This is a genomic window from Pantoea sp. RG18 (genome assembly GCF_025910075.1).
Lineage (GTDB): Bacteria > Pseudomonadota > Gammaproteobacteria > Enterobacterales > Enterobacteriaceae > Pantoea > Pantoea agglomerans.
Genome location: NZ_JAPCIL010000008.1, coordinates 1 through 21360 on the forward strand (window position 1 = coordinate 1; position 21360 = coordinate 21360).

Sequence of the window (21360 nt, forward strand, 5' to 3'; positions counted from 1 at the left end):
GCTTTTTTTTCTGTTCGTCTGAAATTTGCACAAAAGCGCCGTTTTACCCCTTTTTAATGCGCGCCGGAAGCTCTGCCAGGCTATTAATCACCCAATCTGCTGCTGCTTCACCTTCAGCGGTGACCGGTTTGCCGCTGCGCACCAGTACTTTCATGCCGACACCGGCAGCCTGCCCTGCCAGCATGTCTTCCAGCTTGTCACCCACCATATAAGAAGCGGCCATATCAATATTCAGTTCTTCCTGTGCCGTCAGCAGCATACCCGGCTGAGGCTTGCGGCAGTCACAGGCCTGACGGAACTCTGCTACTGTTGCTTCAGGGTGGTGAGGACAGAAATAGATGCCATCAAGGTCAACATCGCGATCGGCCAGCGACCAGTCCATCCATTCTGTCAGCCGCATAAAGGTATCTTCAGTAAACATACCGCGCGCGATGCCAGACTGATTGGTCACGACCACCAGCGCAAAACCCATTGCCTTCAGTTGTTGCAGCGCTTCAATCGTGCCGTCAATAAACTGGAAGTCATCGATCTCATGGACATAGCCATTGTCGACATTAAGGGTGCCATCACGATCAAGAAAAATAGCGGGGACTTTATTCGCCACGTAGAAACTCCTGCTGTAAAAATTGCCGATCAGTATCGCATGATTGCTATAAAAGGGAGAATGTCAGATTGAATCACTTCCATTGATTTAGACGTCTGGATGCCTTAACATCCATCCAGCTTTTATACCGAATAAAAGCGACGAGGCTTCCCACACCACGGACAACGCAACACGATAATAAATAACATAATGATTAAACTAGAAAATATCACCAAGGTGTTTCAGCAAGGCACGCGGTCTGTTCCGGCGTTAACGGATGTCAGCCTGCACGTGCCTGCCGGACAGATTTATGGCGTTATCGGTGCTTCCGGTGCCGGTAAAAGTACGTTGATTCGTTGCGTTAACCTGCTGGAGCGCCCTACTTCGGGCCGCGTACTGGTAGACGGTGCTGATTTAACCGCACTCAACGAACGTCAGTTAACTCAGGCGCGCCGCCAGATCGGCATGATCTTCCAGCACTTTAATCTGATGAACTCCCGTACCGTCGCGGGCAATGTTTCTCTTCCACTGGAACTCGGTAATCTCTCCCGCACTCAGATCACGGCTCGCGTAACTGAGCTGCTGGAACTGGTGGGATTATCAGACAAGCATGATGCGTGGCCCGCGAATCTCTCGGGCGGTCAGAAGCAGCGTGTTGCGATTGCCCGCGCCCTGGCCAGCAATCCCAAGGTTCTGCTCTGTGATGAAGCTACCAGTGCACTGGATCCCGCGACGACCCGCTCTATTCTGGAATTACTTAAAGACATTAACCGCCGGCTTGGGCTGACGATTCTGCTGATCACCCATGAAATGGATGTAGTGAAACGCATCTGCGATCAGGTTGCGGTCATCAGTCACGGTGAGCTGATTGAGAAAGATAGCGTCAGTGAGGTCTTCTCTCATCCTAAGACACCGCTGGCGCAGCAGTTTATTCAGTCTACGCTGCATCTGGATATTCCGGATGATTACCAGCAGCGTCTTTCTGCCACAGCCGCTGAAGGCACCGTGCCTCTGCTGCGGCTGGAATTCACCGGTAAATCGGTTGATGCGCCGCTGCTGTCTGAAGCTGCCCGCCGTTACAACGTGAATAACAACATTATCAGTGCCCAGATGGATTACGCCGGTGGCGTGAAGTTCGGCATCATGCTGGCCGAAATGCACGGCACAGAAAGCGATACCCGCGAGGCGATAGCCTGGCTGAAGGAGAATCATGTGAAAGTAGAGGTGTTAGGTTATGTCTGAAGCGATGATGTGGTTGCTGGGACGGGGCGTGTGGGAAACGCTGATGATGACCTTCGTCTCTGGCTTTTTCGGTTTTGTGCTGGGTCTGCCGGTCGGCGTTTTACTCTATGTCACCCGTCCGGGCCAGATTCTGCAGAATCAGGGACTTTATCGCGTGCTCTCCGCGCTGGTGAATATCTTCCGCTCCATTCCTTTCATTATCTTACTGGTCTGGATGATTCCTTTTACTCGCGTAATCGTCGGCACCTCAATCGGACTGCAGGCGGCCATCGTGCCGTTGACCGTTGGCGCGGCACCGTTTATCGCACGTATGGTTGAAAATGCCTTGCTGGAACTGCCAACCGGACTGATTGAAGCGTCACGAGCTATGGGCGCCACGCCAATGCAGATCATCCGTAAGGTTCTGCTGCCGGAAGCGATGCCTGGCCTGGTGAATGCTGCGACCATCACCCTGATTACCCTGGTTGGTTACTCCGCCATGGGTGGCGCGGTGGGTGCCGGTGGTCTGGGCCAGATCGGTTATCAGTATGGTTATATCGGATATAACGCCACTGTGATGAATACGGTATTGGTGTTGTTAGTAGTTTTGGTGTATCTCATTCAATTCTGTGGCGACCGCATCGTGCATGCGGTGTCCCATAAATAAGCCAGCAATATCACATTATTAAGAAGGAAAGGATATGTCTTTCAGATTCAAGAAAATTGCCGCTGTGGGTGCACTGATTGGCGCGATTGCGCTGGCAGGATGCGATCAAAAAGAGAAAGACCCTAACCACATCAAAGTGGGTGTGATTGTCGGTGCTGAGCAGCAGGTTGCTGAAGCAGCGCAGAAAGTTGCCAAAGAGAAATATGGTCTGGACGTTGAGCTGGTCACCTTCAACGATTACGTACTGCCGAATGAAGCGCTGAGCAAAGGCGATATCGACGTCAACGCTTTCCAGCACAAACCGTATCTGGATCAGCAAATCAAAGATCGTGGCTACAAGCTGGTTTCAGTGGGTAACTCCTTCGTCTACCCAATTGCGGGCTATTCGAAAAAGATCAAGTCACTGGATGAGCTGCAGGATGGCGCTCAGGTTGCTATTCCAAACGACCCGACCAACCTGGGCCGTACGCTGCTGCTGCTGCAGAAAGTGGGTCTGATCAAGCTGAAAGATGGCGTGGGCCTGCTGCCAACCTCACTGGATATCACTGAAAACCCTAAGCATCTGAAAATTGTTGAGCTGGAAGCGCCGCAGCTGCCACGCTCACTGGACGATCAGCAGATCGCGCTGGCGGTTATCAACACCACCTACGCCAGCCAGATTGGCCTGACGCCAGCCAAAGATGGTATTTTCGTCGAAGATAAAGATTCACCGTACGTGAACCTGATTGTGGCGCGCGAAGATAATAAAGATGCGGAAAACGTGAAGAAATTTGTCAAAGCTTACCAGTCTGACGAAGTCTACGATGCCGCTAACAAAGTCTTTAACGGCGGCGCGGTTAAAGGCTGGTAATTCAGCTGTTCATCTCCTTAAGGGCGGCGCTATGCCGCCCTTTCTGTTATTGGGTGCCCTGCCCGACTTGTTATTTATTCTTGTCCTTGTTTCAATAACGCCACTTTTTGAAACCTGAGGATGTTGCCATGCGTTTTTTACCGCTCTGCTTGTTAGCATTGATGCTGACAGGGTGTGTTCATGAGTATCACCCGATAAGCAGCGCACCGTCCCGGCCGCAGCAATCCAGTGAACCCACCCGCAAGCCTGTGTCACGACCGGCACCGGTTAAGCTCTATACCGATGCCGCCGATCTGGTCAGCAAGCCGTTCCGCGATCTGGGTGAAGTCTCCGCTGAAGATTGCCAGATGAGTAATCAGAACTCCCCAGCCAACATCGCTACTGCACGTAAACGCCTGCAGATCAAAGCGTCACAGATGAAAGCCAATGCGGTGCTGCTGCATCAGTGTGAAATCGTCACCGGCACGCCAGGCTGCTATCGTCAGGCGGTGTGTCAGGGTTCGGCACTGAAAGTCAGCAATCAATGAGTGAATTCGCCTTTGCGCAAATTGGGGTAATCCGCTCACCGTGGAAGGAGAAGTTTGCCGTGCCGCGCCAGCCAGGGCTGGTGCAGGATGGCGGCGGCGAACTGCACCTGCAGCCACCTTACAATCAGCCGGAAGCGGTGCGTGGACTGGAAGCGTTCAGCCACCTCTGGCTGCTGTTTGTCTTCCATCAGACGATGGAGGGCGGCTGGCGTCCCACGGTTCGCCCTCCCCGGCTGGGCGGCAATGCGCGCATGGGTGTATTTGCGACACGTTCAACGTTCCGTCCCAATCCCATTGGCATGTCGCTGGTTGAGCTAAAAGGTATCAGGATTGAAAAACAGCAGGTGATCCTGCAGCTTGGCAGTCTGGATCTGGTCGATGGCACCCCGGTGGTGGATATCAAACCTTATCTGCCCTTTGCCGAAGCATTGCCGCATGCCCAGGCGGGTTTTGCTCAGGCGGCACCTGCGGCTGATATGCCGGTTCGCTTCTCCGCGCTGGCACAACAGCAGCTTCACCAGCAGTCGCGCTACCCCAATCTGGCTCGCTTTATCAGTGAAGTGCTGGCACAGGATCCCCGTCCCGCTTACCGTCAGGGCGAGACACAGGCGCGGGAATATGCGGCCTGGCTGATGGATTTTAATGTACGCTGGCGCATTGACGATGCCGGTACTGAAGTGATCGCCATCGACCCGCGTTAAAACCCGCTTTTGAGCCGGTGATCTCACTGGTACACTAGCCGCCAGCAAAATTCTGTCTGTGACTTTCCGATCAACTGGAACCGTAATCAATGCGTACTACTCAATATCTGCTCTCTACTCAGAAAGAGACGCCTTCCGACGCTGAAGTGATCAGCCACCAGCTGATGCTGCGCGCCGGTATGATCCGCAAACTGGCTTCTGGCTTGTACACCTGGTTACCGACCGGGGTTCGCGTGCTGAAAAAAGTCGAAAACATCGTGCGCGAAGAGATGAACAACGCGGGCGCGGTTGAGATTTTAATGCCGGTTGTGCAGCCCGCCGACCTGTGGCAGGAGAGCGGTCGCTGGGAGGAGTATGGCCCGGAACTGTTACGTATTGCAGATCGCCACGAGCGTCCGTTCGTGCTGGGTCCGACGCATGAAGAGGTGGTCACTGACCTGATCCGCAATGAGCTGAGCTCTTATAAGCAACTGCCGCTCAACCTCTATCAGATCCAGACCAAATTCCGTGATGAAGTCCGTCCGCGCTTTGGCGTGATGCGTTCACGTGAATTCATCATGAAAGATGCTTACTCGTTCCACGTTTCGCAGGAGTCGCTGCAGGAAACGTATGACGCGATGTACCGCGCCTATAGCCAGATCTTCAGCCGTATGGGTCTGGATTTCCGCGCCGTGCAGGCCGACACCGGCTCGATTGGCGGCAGCGCCTCCCATGAGTTCCAGGTTCTGGCGCAGAGCGGTGAAGATGATGTGATCTTCTCTACCGATTCTGATTACGCGGCCAATATTGAGCTGGCCGAAGCCGTCGCACCCGCCGGTGAGCGCGCAGCGCCGTCGCAGGAGATGCAACTGGTCGAGACGCCAGACGCAAAAACCATCGCGGAGCTGGTTGAGCAATTCAATGTGCCTGTTGAAAAAACAGTGAAAACGCTGATTGTTAAAGGTGCCGAAGAGAGCGGCCACGCGCTGGTTGCCCTGCTGGTACGCGGCGATCATCAGCTTAATGAGATCAAAGCGGAGAAGTCAGAGATCGTTGCGTCACCGCTGGTGTTCGCGACCGAAGAAGAGATTCGCGCCGCAGTGGGTGCCGGACCGGGTTCAATCGGCCCGGTTGGTCTGCAGATGCCTGTGATTGCTGACCGTACCGTGGCGAAGATGAGCGACTTCAGCGCCGGTGCCAACGTCGATGGTAAGCACTACTTCGGCATTAACTGGGAGCGCGATCTGCCGCTGGCCAGCGTTACGGATATTCGTAACGTGGTCGAAGGCGATTTAAGCCCGGATGGTAAAGGTACGCTGCAGATTAAGCGCGGCATCGAAGTCGGTCATATTTTCCAGCTCGGCACCAAGTATTCTGACGCGCTGAAAGCGTCTGTTCAGGGCGAAGATGGCCGCAATCAGGTGATGAGCATGGGCTGCTACGGCATCGGCATCACCCGCGTTGTTGCGGCAGCCATTGAGCAGAACCATGACGACCGCGGCATTATCTGGCCAGCCGCACTGGCACCTTTCGAGGTTGCGATTCTTCCAATGAATATGCAGAAATCGTTCCGGGTTAAAGAGCTGGCGGAAGAGCTGTATGCCACCCTGCGTGCCAAAGGCGTTGAGGTTATTCTGGATGACCGTAAAGAGCGTCCGGGCGTGATGTTCGCTGATATGGAACTGATCGGCGTGCCACACACCATCGTCATTGGTGACCGCAATCTCGATAATCAGGAGATTGAGTACAAATCACGTCGTGCCGGTGAGAAGCAGATGATTAAGCAGGATGAAATTGTTGAATTCCTGCTGAAGGCTCTGAATAAGTAAGTTCTTAGCGTTAATCAAAGCGGGCTGAATCTGGCCGCAACAGATGAGCTCAACGCGAAGGGAACCGGGTCAGGAGAGGAAAGCGTCCCGCGCCAGGGACGGTGCGGGCCGAGCGGCCATGGATGGCTTTAGCGACTTTCCGATCTGACCCCGTTCCCTGAGCAGGCTCGAACTCTTCGCCGCTCGCCCCTGACGTTGTAAGTACTCAAACGCCCCGCCTGCGGGGCGTTTTTTATTGCACCTTGCCGCGCATCGATTTAGTTGAACTGCGGCGGGCTTTTCCTTCCAGACGGCGCTCTTTTGAGGCGCGGGTCGGCCGCGTGGCGCGCCGGGCTTTTTCCACGGTACTCAGCTCCTGGATCAGATTAACCAGACGTTGCAGCGCCGCTTCACGATTCATCTCCTGACTGCGATACTCCTGCGCCTTGATCACCACAACGCCATCACCGGTAATCAAATGATGAGTGGCGGTGAGCAGCCGCTCTTTATAAAACGCGGGCAGTGAAGAGGCAGCGATATCGAAGCGCAGATGAATGGCGGTGCTGGCTTTATTGACATGTTGTCCGCCTGCGCCCTGAGCACGAATCGCCGTCAGCTCAATCTCACTCTCCGGAATCTCAACCGAACGGGATAGCATAATCATAAGCTCGCTCCCCACACCTTAACCACGTTGACCTCCGATAACCTGTTCATCAAATTAACCTTTTGTGCTCTGATTTATTCCGCCTCAGACAGCGGAATCTGTCACTTTAGCAGTGATTCGCGCACTGTTCCTGCTTTACGCAGGCTGATTTCCTCTAAATGGCTATGATATAGTCGCCAGTTAACCAGAGTATTTACGCTCTGCCGAGGAGGGCCACGTGCAAAATTATTGTGAGTTAGTTCGCCGGAAGTATGCCGAAATCGGCAGCGGGGATTTAGGTTACATACCGGATGCGATTGGCTGCGCATTGAAGGCACTTAATGATGTTGCCGCAAATACTGAGCTAAACTCTTCTGTCAGGGAACAGGCGGCCTACGCCGCTGCTAACTTATTGGTGAGCGACTATGTTGATAAATGAAGCGTACCAACCTATCAATTGCGATGATTACGATAATCTGGAACTCGCCTGCCAGAACAACTGGATGCTGTCGCTGGAAATGAAAGATGGCGAGCAGCTTAAGGCAAAAGCCAAAGAGATCTTTTCACGTAAGAACGTTGAATATCTGGCTATCGATCTTTCCGGTGAACATCGCGAATTACGTCTCGACCATATCGCCAGCTTCACCCATCCCGAGTTGGGTACGGTGGTTGTCAGCGCAGAGTAACCTACGCATTCAGGGCGGGACCTTTCCGCCCTGTTAAACTTCAGGGCTGCAACGAACTGTAGTACGCCGCTAAATCCGCCATATCGCTGTCACTCAATCCCGCCACAAACGCCTTCATGACTTCAGCCTGACCGCCACTGCGTTCGCCCTTTTTATAGGCCTGCAGCGCATGTTCCAGATAAGGTGCGTGCTGCCCGGCCAGGTCAGGATAGAGCGGCACCGCCGCTTTTCCTGCTGCGCCATGACAGGCCATGCAACTGCCCGCTTTCTGTGCGCCGCGCTGCGCATCACCCGCTGCCCATGCCGGTAACACGGTGACCGCTAAACAGGCAATAAGCCACTGTTTCATTATTGTTGTTCTCCTGCGCCGGATGCCCCGTCCCAGACTATCTGCCAGCCCTGCTGATCAGGGGCCGCGCCATCACGGGTGACAAAGAGAGTCGGAACGCAGACCAGCGTCTGGTTATAAAAAATTAACGGCAGCCGTTCACGCTGCCACGGCGGTATCTGTAACTCCTGCCACAGTTTTTTCATTTCCCTTCCGCCACGACGGCCCACCAGATGGACATGACCCTGTGCGTGAAACCGCACGCTGACCTGCTCATCCGGCTCAGGATAGCGCAACAGGCTCTGCGACTGGCTGGCACGCAGCGTGCCAAGATTCTGCGGTAACGCCAGCGGCTGGCAGAGATCGGGCCATGCCAGCGCGGTATCGCGCAGTGAACTGAACAACGGCAGCCAGTAGAGCTGCTGACGGTAACGACGGAGTTCAGCCTGACCGAATCGCAGCCGGGGCTGCGCATCCTCCCGGCTCGCCATCACTTCGTCGTGGATGCGTTTCAGCGCTTCACGGGACGGCATCGCCCCACCCTGTCCGGCGATCCAGCGCCGCAATAAGGCATTAGCACGCAGCTCACTCATGGCCATTAAGGGTGGAAAGTGCAGGCTGCCATCAGGCTGGATCAGCTCTGCCAGTTGCCCGGTGAGCAGTTCATCCAGCAACTGCTCCTGCTCACTGCACAACGTCGCACTACGGGCCGTTGCCCCGGCAAAATGGGGCCAGCGCTGGTAAAGCTCAGGCAGCAGCCGCTGACGCAGAAAGTTGCGGTCGTAGCGAAGATCCTGATTGCTCTCATCTTCAATCCACACCAGCTGATGCGCGTCGGCATAGGCTTCAAGCGACTGTCGCGTCTGATTCAGCAGCGGACGCACCAGCTGATGTGAACCCAGCGTGCGTGTAGCGGGCATCGCTGCCAGCCCGGCGGGGCCACTGCCGCGCTTCAGCGCCAGCAGGAATGTTTCGCACTGATCGTCGAGGTGCTGCGCAGTGAGTAACACTTCGCCCGGCTGCAGTGCCGCACTCAGCGCCTGATAACGGGCGGTGCGGGCGGCCGCTTCAATGCCGTTTTCCCGGCCATCAACGTTAACGCGGAGCACTTCACAGGGCAGCTGCCACTGCGCGCAAATCGTCTGGCAATGGGTTGCCCAGCGATCGGCATTCGGGCTAAGCCCATGGTGAACATGCAGTGCCCGCAGGCGCAACTGAGGATGCTGCTGCTGCCAGCCGCGAAGCTGATGCAGCAGCACGGTTGAATCCAGTCCACCGCTGAATGCGACCACCAGGGCGGCACCAGGTTGCAACAGAGTGTCAAAAGCGGGCAAAGACATGGCAGAATCCAGAAAATCGGGCCACTGAATGTCGCCCGCTGAGCGCGCTATTTTACGCCTGATAAAGCTCCAGCGGCAAACCATCCGGATCGGCAAAGAAAGTGCATTGTTTACCGGTCAGGTCATCAATGCGAATCGGTTCGCAGATAACGCCTTTATCGGCCAGCGTCGCGACGGCAGCGGCAACATCCGGCACGGTAAAGGCCAGATGACGCAGGCCACACGCTTCGGGATGACTGACCCGCGCCGGCGGCTCAGGAAAAGAGAACAGCTCAATGGTGTAGCGATCCTGTAGGGCAAGGTCGCCTTTCCAGGAGTCCCGCGCTTCGCGGTAATATTCGCCCATCAGACGGAAACCCAGTACGTCACAATAGAATGCTTTGCTGCGCTGATAGTCAGAGGCGATGATGGCGATGTGGTGAATAGCGGTTAACTGCAACATGTTCAATTCCCTGATTCGGGCAGGCTGTCCGCAGACACCCTGCCGCTGATAGTTGTTTAAAGTTTTATGCGAGGTCGTTTTTCAGCACGCGGACGCGATACTCGCCCTCTTCGGTCAGGCTGGCACCGTGAATATCCGTTTCGAAGCCCGGATAATGCCGTCCAATGCTGCATAGCATCAGCAGAAAATCGAGCACCGCGCGGCTCTTCTCAGTAATCATCTCGCCTGGCATCACCAGTGGAACGCCTGGCGGATAAGGCAGAATCATATTGGCCGACACCCGCCCGACCAGCTCGCTGAGATCCACCGTTTCGATGTTGCCCTTCACCTGCTGCTGAAACGCCTGATGCGGCGTCATCTTCATTTCGGGCAGGACATCAAATGCCTGCAGCATCAGACGCGGCAGATCGTGATGGCGGATCAGCTGATGGATCCCCTGCGCCAGTGTCTGGATGCGCATATTGCGATAGAAGTCAGGATCTTCGGCATAGAGATCCGGCAGCATGTTTTTCACCCGCAGATTAAGATCGTAGGCGCGTTTGAACTCGGTCAGACCGCGCAGCACGCTCATTGCTTTGGTTTTGTCGATGCCGATGCTGAACAGGAACAGCAGGTTATAGGGACCGGTTTTCTCCACCACGATGCCGCGCTCATCCAGAAACTTCGCCACCAGCGCCGCCGGGATCCCCTCTTCCGCCATCTTCCCCAGTTCGCTCATGCCCGGCGTCAGAATGGTGACTTTGATCGGATCCAGGTACATGTGATCGCGATCGGCCTGAGTAAATCCGTGCCACTCTTCGTCGCCGGGCTGGATCGGCCAGCATTGCGCTTCGTCAACCTCTTCCGGTTGCCAGATATCAAAGAACCAGCTGTCGGACTCTTCGCGCAGGCGCTGGATCTCCCGACGGAAGTGCAGCGCGCGCTCCACCGAGCGATTGATCAGTCGTTTACCGGGATTGCCACGCAGCATGGCAGCAGCAGTTTCAATAGAGGAGACGATGGCGTAATTGGGCGAGGTGGTGGTGTGCATCATGTAGGCTTCGTTAAACGTCTGTTCGTCGTAGTCGCCCTTAATGTGAATCATTGATGCCTGCGAAAACGCCGCCAGCAGTTTGTGGGTCGATTGCGTCTCATACACCACTTTTCCCGGGATGCGGTCGCCACTCATGCCACTTTTACCGGCGTAGATCGGATGGAAATTAGTGTAAGGCACCCAGGCTGAATCGAAATGAATCGACGGTACATCCAGTGTCTCTTTGATGTACTGGGTATTGTAGAGCAGCCCATCATAGGTGGAGTTGGTGATCACCGCATGAACCGGCCACGTGGCACGGTCGGTGGCAGCCACCTTGAGCGAAATACTCTCGCGGGTGAACTCCTGCTTCGGGATACCGCCGAGAATACCCAACGCATTGCGGGTCGGCTTCAGCCAGATGGGGATAAGATCGCTCATCATCAGCAGATGGGTCAGTGACTTGTGGCAGTTGCGATCGATCAGCACGGTGCTGCCCGCCGGTGCGGCATACATGCCGACAATTTTGTTCGACGTTGAGGTCCCGTTGGTCACCATGTAACTCTGCTCGGCGCCAAAAGTGCGTGCAATGTACTCCTCCGCTTCAAGGTGCGGACCGGTGTGATCAAGCAGCGAACCCAGTTCGGTAACGGAAATTGAGATGTCCGATTTCAGGGTATTGGCCCCGAAGAAATCGTAGAACAGGCAGCCCACCGGGCTCTTCTGAAACGCGGTACCCGCCATATGGCCCGGCGTGCAGAAGGTGTACTTGCCCTCTTTCACATAGGTGAACAACGCTTTAGTCAGCGGCGGCGTAATGTGGTCGAGATAGTCATCGGTATATTGCCGGATATGCAGCGCGATATCGTCGGCGGCATTCAGCGCGTACTCAAAAAAGTGCAGCGGCATGCGCATCTCATTGACGCTGATATCCATCTGCGAGTGGGTGTTGATAAAGGCGTACAGCGGCAGATATTCGTTGAGCTGATTAATCTCACGGCAGAGTTCCGGACTGTTGTGCGCGTCCCAGTCGAAGATGACGCCGCTGATACGCGGATTGTGCTCGATCAGTTTCAGCAGATCGTCACTGTTTTTCGGGTAAAGCAGCCTGAAGCCTTGCAGATTTAACGCCGCGTCGAGTTCGCGTAACGGTTCATCTTTATAAAACACGCCGTGCGCGCCCATGATCGCCAGAATATTCAATGCCCATCTCCCTGATTATTGTGGAACCGGACAAGCATAACCGCTAACCCGCGGAAGGTGTAGCAAGGCGGCTATCGGATGGCGCTGAAAGAGAGGGGAATAGCGTGCGGAGATAAACCGGCGGCATAAAAAAAGCGGACCGGAGTCCGCTTTTATTGATGGGGCTAAATCAGGCGTAGCCGTAGCTCATCAGGCGCTGATAACGACGATCCAGCAGCTCTTCAGTGCTAAATCCATCGAGATCGGCCAGATCGGCCAGCAGCTGCTGCTTCAGTGACTGCGCCATATCAACCGGACGGCGATGCGCGCCACCCAGCGGCTCAGGGATCACCGAGTCAATCAGCTTCAGCTCTTTCAGACGGTGAGCGGTAATGCCCATCGCTTCAGCGGCCAGCGGCGCTTTGTCAGCGCTTTTCCACAGAATGGATGCACAGCCTTCCGGCGAGATCACTGAATAGGTGCTGTACTGCAGCATATTCACTTTGTCGCCCACGCCAATCGCCAGCGCACCACCTGAACCACCCTCACCGATGACCGTACAGATCACCGGCACTTTCAGGCCAGACATTTCACGCAGGTTGCGGGCAATCGCTTCAGACTGCCCACGCTCTTCCGCGCCCACACCCGGATAGGCACCCGGTGTGTCGATGAAGGTGATGATTGGCATTTTGAAACGCTCAGCCATCTCCATCAGGCGCAGCGCTTTGCGATAGCCTTCCGGTGCTGGCATGCCGAAGTTACGGCGAATTTTCTCTTTGGTTTCACGGCCTTTCTGGTGCCCGATGATCATCACCGGACGTCCATCAAGACGTGCAATCCCGCCCACAATCGCTTTGTCATCGGCATAAGCACGGTCGCCCGCCAGCTCATCGAAATCGTCGAAGGCGTTGCGCACGTAGTCAAAGGTGTAAGGACGCAAAGGATGACGCGCCAGCTGAGCGATTTGCCATGCGCCCAAATCGGCGAAGATCTTACGGGTCAGCTCAACGCTTTTCTCACGCAGACGCTGAACTTCTTCATCCAGATTAACGTGTTTATCATCCTGACGACCAATTGAGGTCAGCGAATCGATCTTCGCTTCCAGTTCTGCAATTGGCTGTTCAAAATCCAGGTAATTAAGACTCATAATGTTCCTGTTCTAGTCAAACTCCAGTTCCACCTGCTCCGATCCAATCAACGAGCGCAGATCGTTAAGTAAACGATCGCTGGGCGAAATTCGCCACGCTGCACCAAAGCGCAGCTTCGCTCGCGCGTCGGCTCTCTGATAGTAGAGATGCACCGGAATAGTCCCTGATCGATGAGGTTCCAGAGACTGACGGAGTCGGTTTAATAGCTGGTCATCAATTTGCCTGTCCGTCAGCGAGATAGCAAGTCCGCGCGCGTATTTTTCGCGAGCTTCGTCGATGTCCATGACTTCACGAGCGGTCATTTTAAGGCCACCACTGAAGTCATCAAAGCTGACCTGTCCGCTGACGATCAGAATTCGGTCTTTCTCCAGCAACTGCTGGTATTTATCTAACGCATCGGTAAATAACATCACCTCAAGACGACCGGAGCGATCGTCCAGAGTACAGATACCAATTCGGTTGCCGCGTTTGGTGACCATTACCCGTGCCGCGATCACCAGACCGGCCGCCACGGTAATTTTACCCCGATCGGTAGGATGCATATCTTTCAGCCGCACCCCGCCAACGTAACGCTCAATTTCTTTCAGGTACTGATTAATCGGGTGGCCGGTAAGGTAAAGCCCCAGCGTTTCCCGTTCGCCATCCAGCTGCACCTGCTCAGGCCACGGCGTGACGCTGGCGTACGATTTCTCAACCTGCTCCGGCTCTTCCGCCAGTACGCCAAACATATCAGCCTGGCCAATCGCTTCCGCTTTCGCGTGCTGATCGGCCGCTTTTAACGCGTCACTGAGTGAACTCATCAGCGCAGCGCGATGCGGTCCAAGGCGATCAAAGGCCCCGGACATGATCAATTTTTCCATTACCCGACGGTTGATCTTTTTGGTGTCGGTACGGGCGCAGAGATCAAACAACTCGCGGAAATAACCGCCTTCGTTACGGGCGTCGATGATCGCTTCGATCGGGCCTTCACCGACGCCTTTGATCGCGCCGATACCGTAAACGATCTCGCCCGCGTCATTAACATGGAACTGATAGAGACCGGAGTTGATATCAGGCGGCAGGACTTTCAGTCCCATCCGCCAGCACTCATCGACCAGGCCAACCACTTTCTCGGTGTTATCCATATCGGCGGTCATGACCGCAGCCATAAACTCAGCCGGATAGTGCGCCTTCAGCCACAACGTCTGGTAGGAGACGAGTGCGTAGGCCGCAGAGTGTGACTTGTTAAAGCCATAACCTGCAAATTTTTCTACCAGATCGAAGATCTTCATCGACAGTTCCCCGTCGATGCCCATACTTTCGGCACCGTCGCGGAATACAGAACGCTGTTTGGCCATCTCCTCGGGTTTCTTTTTACCCATGGCGCGACGCAGCATATCCGCACCGCCCAGCGTGTAACCGGAGAGAACCTGGGCGATCTGCATCACCTGTTCCTGATAGAGGATGATGCCGTAGGTCGGTTCCAGCACCGGTTTCAGGCTTTCATGCTGCCACTGAATGTCGGGATAGGAGATCGCTTCACGGCCATGCTTACGGTCAATGAAGTTATCCACCATGCCGGACTGCAGTGGGCCAGGACGGAACAGCGCCACCAGTGCGATCATATCTTCGAAGCAGTCGGGCTTCAGACGCTTAATCAGATCTTTCATGCCGCGCGATTCAAGCTGGAACACCGCGGTGGTTTCCGAGCGCTGCAGCATATCGAAGCTTTTCTTATCATCCAGCGGGATAGAGGCGATATCGATCGGCTCCAGCCCCTGCTTTTCCCGGCGCGGGTTGATCATCTTCAGCGCCCAGTCGATGATGGTCAGCGTACGCAGGCCCAGGAAGTCGAACTTCACCAGGCCGGCATATTCCACATCATTTTTATCGAACTGAGTTACCGGGAACTGCCCATGCTCATCGCAATAGAGCGGCGCAAAATCGGTGATCTTCGTTGGCGCAATGACCACGCCGCCCGCATGTTTACCGGCGTTACGCGTGACCCCTTCCAGCTTGCGCGCCATGTCGATCAGCGCTTTAACCTCTTCGTCCGCGTCATACATGGCGGGAAGCTGCGGTTCAGCAATAAAAGCTTTTTCCAGCGTCATGCCGGGATCGGGCGGGATCAGTTTTGAAATGCGGTCAACGAAGCCGTAAGGATGTCCCAGCACGCGGCCCACATCGCGAATGACCGCTTTCGCCGCCATGGTGCCGAAGGTAATAATCTGGGAAACCGCTTCACGTCCGTACATATCTGCAACGTGTTCGATCACCTGATCGCGCTTCTCCATGCAGAAGTCGACGTCGAAATCGGGCATCGAGACGCGTTCCGGGTTCAGGAAGCGTTCGAACAGCAGGTCAAATTCCAGCGGATCGATATCGGTGATTTTCAGCGCATAGGCCACCAGCGAACCGGCACCGGAACCACGCCCCGGCCCGACCGGCACGCCGTTGTCCTTGGACCACTGGATGAACTCCATTACGATCAGGAAGTAGCCGGGGAAACCCATCTGGTTAATAACGTTGAGTTCAATCTCCAGACGTTCATCATATTCCGGGCGTTTCTCAAGGCGTTCGGCTTCGTCCGGGAACAGGAACTCGAGACGCTCTTCCAGACCCTCACGGGATTTCACCACCAGATAATCTTCGGTGGTCATGTCACCGGTCGGGAACTGCGGCAGGAAGTATTCGCCCAGCCGGACCGTGACGTTACAACGCTTAGCAATCTCTACGCTGTTTTCCAGCGCTTCCGGGATGTCCGAGAAGAGCTCGCACATCTCCTCTTCGCTGCGCATATATTGCTGAGGACTGTAGTTACGCGGACGCTTGGGATCATCCAGCGTATAGCCATCATGAATGGCAACGCGAATTTCGTGCGCATCGAAATCTTCTGCATTGATAAAGCAGACTTCATTGGTGGCAACGACCGGTATTCCCTCTGCAATCGCCAGTTCAACTGCCGCATGCAGATAGCTCTCTTCGTCCTGACGGCCGGTACGAATCAGCTCCAGGTAGTAGCGATCGGGGAAATGTTGCTGGTAAAACGACAGGCATTGCGAAACCAGGGCATTGTTGCCGCGCAGCAGGCTGCGACCCACATCGCCGCGCCGTCCGCCCGACAGCAGGATTAATCCTTCCTGCAATTCAATCAGCCAGTCGCGGTCGATGATCGGTCCGTCCACGCCATACCCACGCTGATAGGCACGGGAGATCAGCAGCGTCAGGTTCTGATATCCGGTATTACTGGACGCCAGCACGGTAAGCTGTGTCAGTTCATCCCCCATCAGCTCACTGGCAACGTTGAAATCGGCACCAATGACCGGCTTTATCCCTGCGCTGTGCGCGCCACCGTAGAATTTCACCAGGCCACAGAGGTTAGTGAAGTCGGTAATCGCGATAGCCGGCATGCCAAGGGCAGCCGCCTTCTTGATTAACGGCCCGGTTTTCGCCAGGCCATCAACCATCGAATAGTCACTGTGGACACGCAGATGTATAAAACGGGGTTCAGCCATATCAGTTTCCGGTTAAAACAGCGTCAGGCTATTAAAGCGTAAGGGTCTGGCGTGCAGCCAGTACTTCAGCATCGAGCAGCGCATTGCGTACGGGCGCAAAACTGCGACGGTGGTGCGGCGTGACGCCATACTGCGTCAGTTTTTCCATATGCAGCGCCGTCGGATAACCTTTGTGCTGCGCAAAACCATACTGCGGGAACAGCAGATCGAGTTCGGTCATCTCCTGGTCACGCGACACTTTGGCGATGATCGATGCTGCACTGATTTCGGCAACCAGACTATCCCCTTTAACTACCGCCTGTGAAGGCATTGGCAGTGCCGGGCAACGATTACCATCAATCAGCACATAATCGGGCTGAATGCCGAGGCCAGCTACGGCGCGCTGCATCGCCAGCATAGTGGCATGCAGAATGTTGAGCTGATCGACCTCTTCAGGCTCTGCGCGTCCCAGACTCCATGCCAGCGCTTTCTCTTTGATTTCGTCATACAACGCGAGGCGGCGCTTTTCAGACAGTTTCTTCGAGTCGGCCAGGCCGGTAATCGGGTTTGCCGGATCGAGGATCACCGCGGCAGTAACGACCGCGCCAACCAGCGGACCGCGCCCCACTTCGTCCACACCGGCAATCAGTCTGGCGACAGGATAGATAAAATCAGGCATTCACCAGCTCCAGTACCGCATCCGCTGCCTGCTCATCGGCGTTCCAGCGGATCTGTTGATGTAATTCATGAAACGTCTGCAGGAGTGTTTCTCGCTCAGGCCCGGCATGCAGCAGCGGATCTAACGCTGCGGCCAGGGCTTCAGGCTGACACTCATCCTGCAGTAACTCTTTGACCAGCTCACGCCCTGCCAGCAGGTTTGGCAGCGAGACGTAAGGGGTTTTGACCAGCCGTTTCGCCAGCCAGAAGGTGGCCGGCTTCATGCGATAACCGACGACCATCGGGCATTTTGCCAGCATACACTCCAGTGCGGCAGTGCCTGACGCCAGGAGTGCGGCATCGCTCGCAATCATCGCCTCACGTCCCTGACCATCAAGCAGATGCATCGGCAGTTCGGGGGCGGTTTCGGCTTTAATCTTCTCAAACTGTTCGCGGCGACGGGCGTTGACCAGCGGCACCACGATTTCCAGCGCCGGATAGTGACGACGCAGCAACTGAGCGGTTTTCAGAAAATCGGCGCTGAGCATTTCCACTTCCGCACCCCGGCTGCCGGGCAGCAAGGCCAGGCAGAGCGCATCATCGGCAATGCCCAGATGACGGCGTGCAGCCAGCTTATCGGGTTGCAGCGGCATGGCATCCGCCATGGTGTGACCGATAAAACGACAGGGAACGTTATAGCGATCGTAAAAAGCTTTTTCAAATGGCAGGAACGCCAGCACCAGGTCGGTGTTACGACCAATCTTAAAGACACGCTTTTGCCGCCATGCCCACACCGAGGGGCTGACATAGTGGATAGTGCGAATGCCAGTGCGTTTAAGATTGCCTTCCAGCGTGATATTGAAATCGGGCGCATCAATCCCGACAAAGACATCGGGTCGGAGTTCGGTAAAACGCCGGGTGAGATCGCGACGGATTGTCAGCAGGCGTCGCAGGCGACCGAGCACCTCGACAATGCCCATCACCGCCAGCTCTTCCATCTCATACCAGGCTTCACACCCTTCTGCCTGCATCAGGGGACCCGCCACGCCGACAAAGCGTGCATCCGGATGACGGGCTTTCAGGGCACGGATCAGACCTGCACCAAGAATATCGCCGGAGGTTTCTCCGGCGACCAGGGCAATCGTTAAGGGACGCGCTGACATGGATTAACGAATTAATCCACGGGTTGAACGGGTGAAGAAATCGTAGAAAGGTTGCACTTCGCTGTGCTGCTGTGCGATGGCTTCGATCTCCGGTTTCACTTCCTCCAGCGTTCTGCCGCTGCGATAGAGCAACTTGTAGGCGTTGCGGATAGCGTGCAACGACTCTTTGCTGAAGCCACGACGCTTGAGGCCTTCGATATTGATCCCGAACGGCGTAGCGTGGTTGCCCTGCGCAATAACATAAGGCGGCACATCCTGCGCCACGCCCGAACAGCCGCCAACCATCACGTGAGCACCGATGATGCACCACTGATGTACCGCTGTCATGCCGCCAATAATGGCGAAATCATCGACCGTCACGTGACCACCCAGGGTGGCGTTGTTGGCGAAGATACAGCGGTTGCCAATCACGCAGTCATGCGCGATGTGAGCATTAACCATCAGCAGATTATCGCTGCCCACTGTGGTGACCTGGCCACCCTGCGTGGTGCCGCGATGAATCGTCACGCTTTCACGGATGCGGTTACGATCACCGATCTCAACCCGTGTTGGCTCACCGGCATATTTCAGATCCTGATTCACTTCGCCAATTGAGGCGAACTGATAAATCTGATTATCTTTACCGATGCGCGTGTGGCCGTTCACCACAACATGTGACTTCAGTACCGTTCCTTCACCGATCTCAACATTCGCACCAATAAAGCAAAACGGGCCAATGTGAACGCGGGCGCCAATAATAGCGCCCTCTTCGATGACAGAACTGGGATGGATAGTGGCTGTTGGATCAATCACGAATTATGCCTCCCGGCTGCGGGCACACATCATGGTCGCTTCACAAACGATTTTACCGTCGACAGTCGCCACGCCTTTAAAGCGGGTCAGACCACGGCGGGTTTTCTCGAAAGTGACTTCCATGATCATTTGGTCGCCTGGTACCACAGGGCGCTTGAAACGGGCACTGTCGATACCGGCAAAGTAGTAGAGTTCGCCTGGCTCCAGTTTACCTACGCTTTTAAACGCCAGAATACCGGTAGCCTGCGCCATCGCTTCCAGGATCAGAACGCCAGGAAAAATCGGTTTACCAGGGAAGTGCCCCTGGAAAAACGGTTCATTAACAGAAACGTTCTTCACTGCACGCAGGTATTTGTGCTCTTCAAATTCCAGCACGCGGTCTACCAGCAGAAACGGATAGCGGTGCGGCAGCAGCTCTAAAATCTCTTCAATTTTCAGAGTATGAGTTTCAGTAGTCAAAATACTCTTCCTGTCCTAAAAATCTGATGACATCAATAACACGGCCTGCACAGATCAAAATGATCTTCCGCAGGCCGCAAATAGGTTCTGTGGCGCCGGGCTTCCCTGCTTAACATTTTTATTATGAAAGCCGGTCAGTTTTGGGATGGCGGTTAGTCGTCTTTGCCGACCTTGCGCTCGATGGCTTTTAAGCGTTTGCTCATGTCATCGATGTTCATCACCAGCGCTGCAGTTTTGCGCCAGGTTTTGTTGGGTTGCAGCGGAATGCCTGATGAATAGACACCAGGCTCTGTGATAGGACGCATGACCATACCCATACCGGTCACCGTTACTTTGTCACAGATTTCCATATGGCCGTTAATGACGCTGGCACCGCCAATCATACAGTAACGCCCAATTTTCAAACTACCCGCCATGATCACACCGCCTGCAACCGCAGTATTGTCGCCAATAACTACGTTGTGAGCGATCTGGCACTGGTTGTCTATGATAACACCATTGCCGATCAGAGTGTTATCCAGCGCACCGCGATCGATAGTGGTGCAGGCACCTATTTCTACGCGATCGCCGATTATCACCGCGCCTAACTGCGGGATTTTCACCCAGTTACCACGATCGTTGGCATAGCCGAAACCATCAGAACCAATGACGGTACCTGACTGAATCAGGCAATCCTGACCGATTTCAATTTCGTGATAAACAGAGACGTTGGCCCAGAGACGGGTACCGCTGCCGATACGGGTTTTTTTGCCAACAAAACATCCTGCACCAATGACCACGTTATCGCCCAGCTCAACATCCGCTTCGATCACCGCATTGGCGCCAATGGCGACGTTGCTGCCGAGTCGGGCTGAGGGATCGATCACTGCACTGGGGGCAATATTTTGCGCTGGCTGTGGCGTGGTATCGAGTATTTGTGCCATACGCGCATAGGTCAGGTAGGGATCTTTGACCACCAGCGCTGCGGTATTGCACCACTCCAGATCCGCTTCCGTCAGCACCACGGCTGAGGCCTTAATCAGGGCGAGTTGCTCGCGGTAACGGCTGTTTGCAAGAAAAGTGATTTGGCCAGTTGTGGCGGATTGCATAGAAGCAATGCCGGAGATGACGATATCGCCATCTCCGTGCAATTCTGCATCCAACTGCTGGGCTAAATCAGCCAGTCGAATAGATGACATGAATTATTTAACCTGTTTCAGCACGTCAGCAGTAATGTCTTTTGCGTTTGACGCATAAGCCACCGCGTTAGCGTCGATCACGACGTCGTAACCATCGCTGTCAGCGACTTTCTTCACGGCATCCTGAATACGGCTCAGCAGCTTGTTACGCTCTTCCATCTGACGACGGCGATTATCCTGCTCAAAAGACTGGGCTTTTGTAGAGAAAGCTTCACGCTGAGACATGACATCTTTTTCCATACGGCTGCGTTCGCTCGCCTTCATGGTAGAACCGTCACGCTGCAGACGCTGCATTTTGGTTTGCAGATCGCGCTCCTGGCTCTGCAACTCAGTTGCACGGCCTTTGAACTCGTTTTCCAGCTGTTTAGCAACAGTCGCACGTTGCGGTAACTGTTGGAAAATGCTGGACACGTTTACCACTGCAATTTTGTCGGCAGCCTGAACACCAGCGGAGACCGCTAAAGCAAGACCCAGACCTGCGGCACACAACAACTTTTTCACTATAAACTCCTTACCATCAA

General features: G+C 54.9%; 22 protein-coding genes. 8 read left to right on the forward strand and 14 right to left on the reverse strand.

Annotated elements, in window-relative coordinates; all coding sequences use genetic code 11:
- Nucleotides 1-43: 43 nt before the first annotated feature.
- A complete protein-coding gene (gene gmhB, locus OK409_RS10585) occupies nt 44-604 on the reverse strand; it encodes a D-glycero-beta-D-manno-heptose 1,7-bisphosphate 7-phosphatase (RefSeq protein ID WP_031591190.1) in 561 nt (186 codons plus the stop codon).
- 189 nt (nt 605-793) lie between these two features.
- On the opposite strand from gmhB, the gene metN reads away from it, so the two are divergent.
- The 6 genes from metN (at nt 794) to proS (ending at nt 6357) form a co-directional block, all read left to right on the forward strand.
- On the forward strand, nt 794-1825 hold the full coding sequence (gene metN, locus OK409_RS10590) for a methionine ABC transporter ATP-binding protein MetN (RefSeq protein ID WP_264367042.1): 1032 nt from the start codon (nt 794-796) through the stop codon (nt 1823-1825).
- Nucleotides 1818-2471 (forward strand): methionine ABC transporter permease MetI, encoded by a 654-nt coding sequence (locus OK409_RS10595; protein WP_003852613.1) that lies wholly within the window; start codon nt 1818-1820, stop codon nt 2469-2471. Before metN ends, OK409_RS10595 begins: the two co-directional genes overlap by 8 nt.
- Nucleotides 2472-2505: 34 nt before the next feature.
- On the forward strand, nt 2506-3321 hold the full coding sequence (locus OK409_RS10600; protein WP_010254184.1) for a MetQ/NlpA family lipoprotein: 816 nt from the start codon (nt 2506-2508) through the stop codon (nt 3319-3321).
- A 128-nt stretch (nt 3322-3449) separates the two neighbouring features.
- Complete coding sequence (gene rcsF / locus OK409_RS10605; RefSeq protein ID WP_010254182.1) at nt 3450-3848, forward strand: Rcs stress response system protein RcsF; 399 nt, start codon at nt 3450-3452, stop codon at nt 3846-3848.
- Nucleotides 3845-4549, forward strand: a complete 705-nt coding sequence (tsaA, locus tag OK409_RS10610) for a tRNA (N6-threonylcarbamoyladenosine(37)-N6)-methyltransferase TrmO (protein ID WP_010254180.1) — start codon at nt 3845-3847, stop codon at nt 4547-4549. Before rcsF ends, tsaA begins: the two co-directional genes overlap by 4 nt.
- Before the next feature lie 89 nt (nt 4550-4638).
- Nucleotides 4639-6357 carry a proline--tRNA ligase gene (gene proS / locus OK409_RS10615; RefSeq protein WP_264367043.1) on the forward strand — a complete coding sequence of 573 codons (1719 nt, stop codon included), beginning with the start codon at nt 4639-4641 and terminating at the stop codon, nt 6355-6357.
- Nucleotides 6358-6589: 232 nt separating this feature from the next.
- Here the strand turns inward: proS and arfB are convergent, their stop codons facing one another.
- Complete coding sequence (gene arfB, locus OK409_RS10620; RefSeq protein ID WP_010254175.1) at nt 6590-7000, reverse strand: alternative ribosome rescue aminoacyl-tRNA hydrolase ArfB; 411 nt, start codon at nt 6998-7000, stop codon at nt 6590-6592.
- A 217-nt stretch (nt 7001-7217) separates the two neighbouring features.
- On the opposite strand from arfB, the gene OK409_RS10625 reads away from it, so the two are divergent.
- A complete protein-coding gene (locus tag OK409_RS10625) occupies nt 7218-7418 on the forward strand; it encodes a YaeP family protein (protein WP_010254172.1) in 201 nt (66 codons plus the stop codon).
- Entirely contained in the window at nt 7405-7665 is a 261-nt protein-coding gene (gene rof / locus OK409_RS10630; protein ID WP_010254167.1) for a Rho-binding antiterminator, read from the forward strand. Before OK409_RS10625 ends, rof begins: the two co-directional genes overlap by 14 nt.
- A gap of 40 nt (nt 7666-7705) precedes the next feature.
- Here the strand turns inward: rof and OK409_RS10635 are convergent, their stop codons facing one another.
- The 12 genes from OK409_RS10635 to skp form a co-directional block, all read right to left on the reverse strand.
- The gene (locus OK409_RS10635; RefSeq protein WP_010254164.1) at nt 7706-8014 is read right to left on the reverse strand and encodes a c-type cytochrome; all 309 of its coding nucleotides are present in this window, start codon (nt 8012-8014) and stop codon (nt 7706-7708) included.
- Nucleotides 8014-9333 carry a tRNA lysidine(34) synthetase TilS gene (gene tilS / locus OK409_RS10640; RefSeq protein WP_264367044.1) on the reverse strand — a complete coding sequence of 440 codons (1320 nt, stop codon included), beginning with the start codon at nt 9331-9333 and terminating at the stop codon, nt 8014-8016. Before tilS ends, OK409_RS10635 begins: the two co-directional genes overlap by 1 nt.
- 52 nt (nt 9334-9385) lie before the next feature.
- Nucleotides 9386-9775: a VOC family protein gene (locus OK409_RS10645; RefSeq protein ID WP_010671867.1), complete on the reverse strand. Its 390-nt coding sequence runs from the start codon at nt 9773-9775 to the stop codon at nt 9386-9388.
- Between the two features lie 64 nt (nt 9776-9839).
- On the reverse strand, nt 9840-11990 hold the full coding sequence (locus OK409_RS10650; RefSeq protein ID WP_158131985.1) for a lysine decarboxylase LdcC: 2151 nt from the start codon (nt 11988-11990) through the stop codon (nt 9840-9842).
- Between the two features lie 169 nt (nt 11991-12159).
- Nucleotides 12160-13116 carry an acetyl-CoA carboxylase carboxyl transferase subunit alpha gene (gene accA / locus OK409_RS10655; RefSeq protein WP_010254150.1) on the reverse strand — a complete coding sequence of 319 codons (957 nt, stop codon included), beginning with the start codon at nt 13114-13116 and terminating at the stop codon, nt 12160-12162.
- Nucleotides 13117-13128: 12 nt separating this feature from the next.
- On the reverse strand, nt 13129-16611 hold the full coding sequence (gene dnaE / locus OK409_RS10660) for a DNA polymerase III subunit alpha (protein WP_010671865.1): 3483 nt from the start codon (nt 16609-16611) through the stop codon (nt 13129-13131).
- Between the two features lie 31 nt (nt 16612-16642).
- Nucleotides 16643-17269 (reverse strand): ribonuclease HII, encoded by a 627-nt coding sequence (gene rnhB / locus OK409_RS10665; RefSeq protein ID WP_264367045.1) that lies wholly within the window; start codon nt 17267-17269, stop codon nt 16643-16645.
- Nucleotides 17262-18410 carry a lipid-A-disaccharide synthase gene (gene lpxB, locus OK409_RS10670; protein WP_010254138.1) on the reverse strand — a complete coding sequence of 383 codons (1149 nt, stop codon included), beginning with the start codon at nt 18408-18410 and terminating at the stop codon, nt 17262-17264. Before lpxB ends, rnhB begins: the two co-directional genes overlap by 8 nt.
- Before the next feature lie 3 nt (nt 18411-18413).
- The gene (lpxA, locus tag OK409_RS10675) at nt 18414-19202 is read right to left on the reverse strand and encodes an acyl-ACP--UDP-N-acetylglucosamine O-acyltransferase (RefSeq protein WP_010254134.1); all 789 of its coding nucleotides are present in this window, start codon (nt 19200-19202) and stop codon (nt 18414-18416) included.
- Between the two features lie 3 nt (nt 19203-19205).
- Nucleotides 19206-19661 carry a 3-hydroxyacyl-ACP dehydratase FabZ gene (gene fabZ, locus OK409_RS10680; RefSeq protein ID WP_003852639.1) on the reverse strand — a complete coding sequence of 152 codons (456 nt, stop codon included), beginning with the start codon at nt 19659-19661 and terminating at the stop codon, nt 19206-19208.
- Nucleotides 19662-19813: 152 nt separating this feature from the next.
- Nucleotides 19814-20839 carry a UDP-3-O-(3-hydroxymyristoyl)glucosamine N-acyltransferase gene (gene lpxD / locus OK409_RS10685; RefSeq protein WP_010254128.1) on the reverse strand — a complete coding sequence of 342 codons (1026 nt, stop codon included), beginning with the start codon at nt 20837-20839 and terminating at the stop codon, nt 19814-19816.
- Between the two features lie 3 nt (nt 20840-20842).
- Nucleotides 20843-21340 carry a molecular chaperone Skp gene (gene skp / locus OK409_RS10690; RefSeq protein ID WP_010254125.1) on the reverse strand — a complete coding sequence of 166 codons (498 nt, stop codon included), beginning with the start codon at nt 21338-21340 and terminating at the stop codon, nt 20843-20845.
- Between the last annotated feature and the right edge of the window lie 20 nt (nt 21341-21360).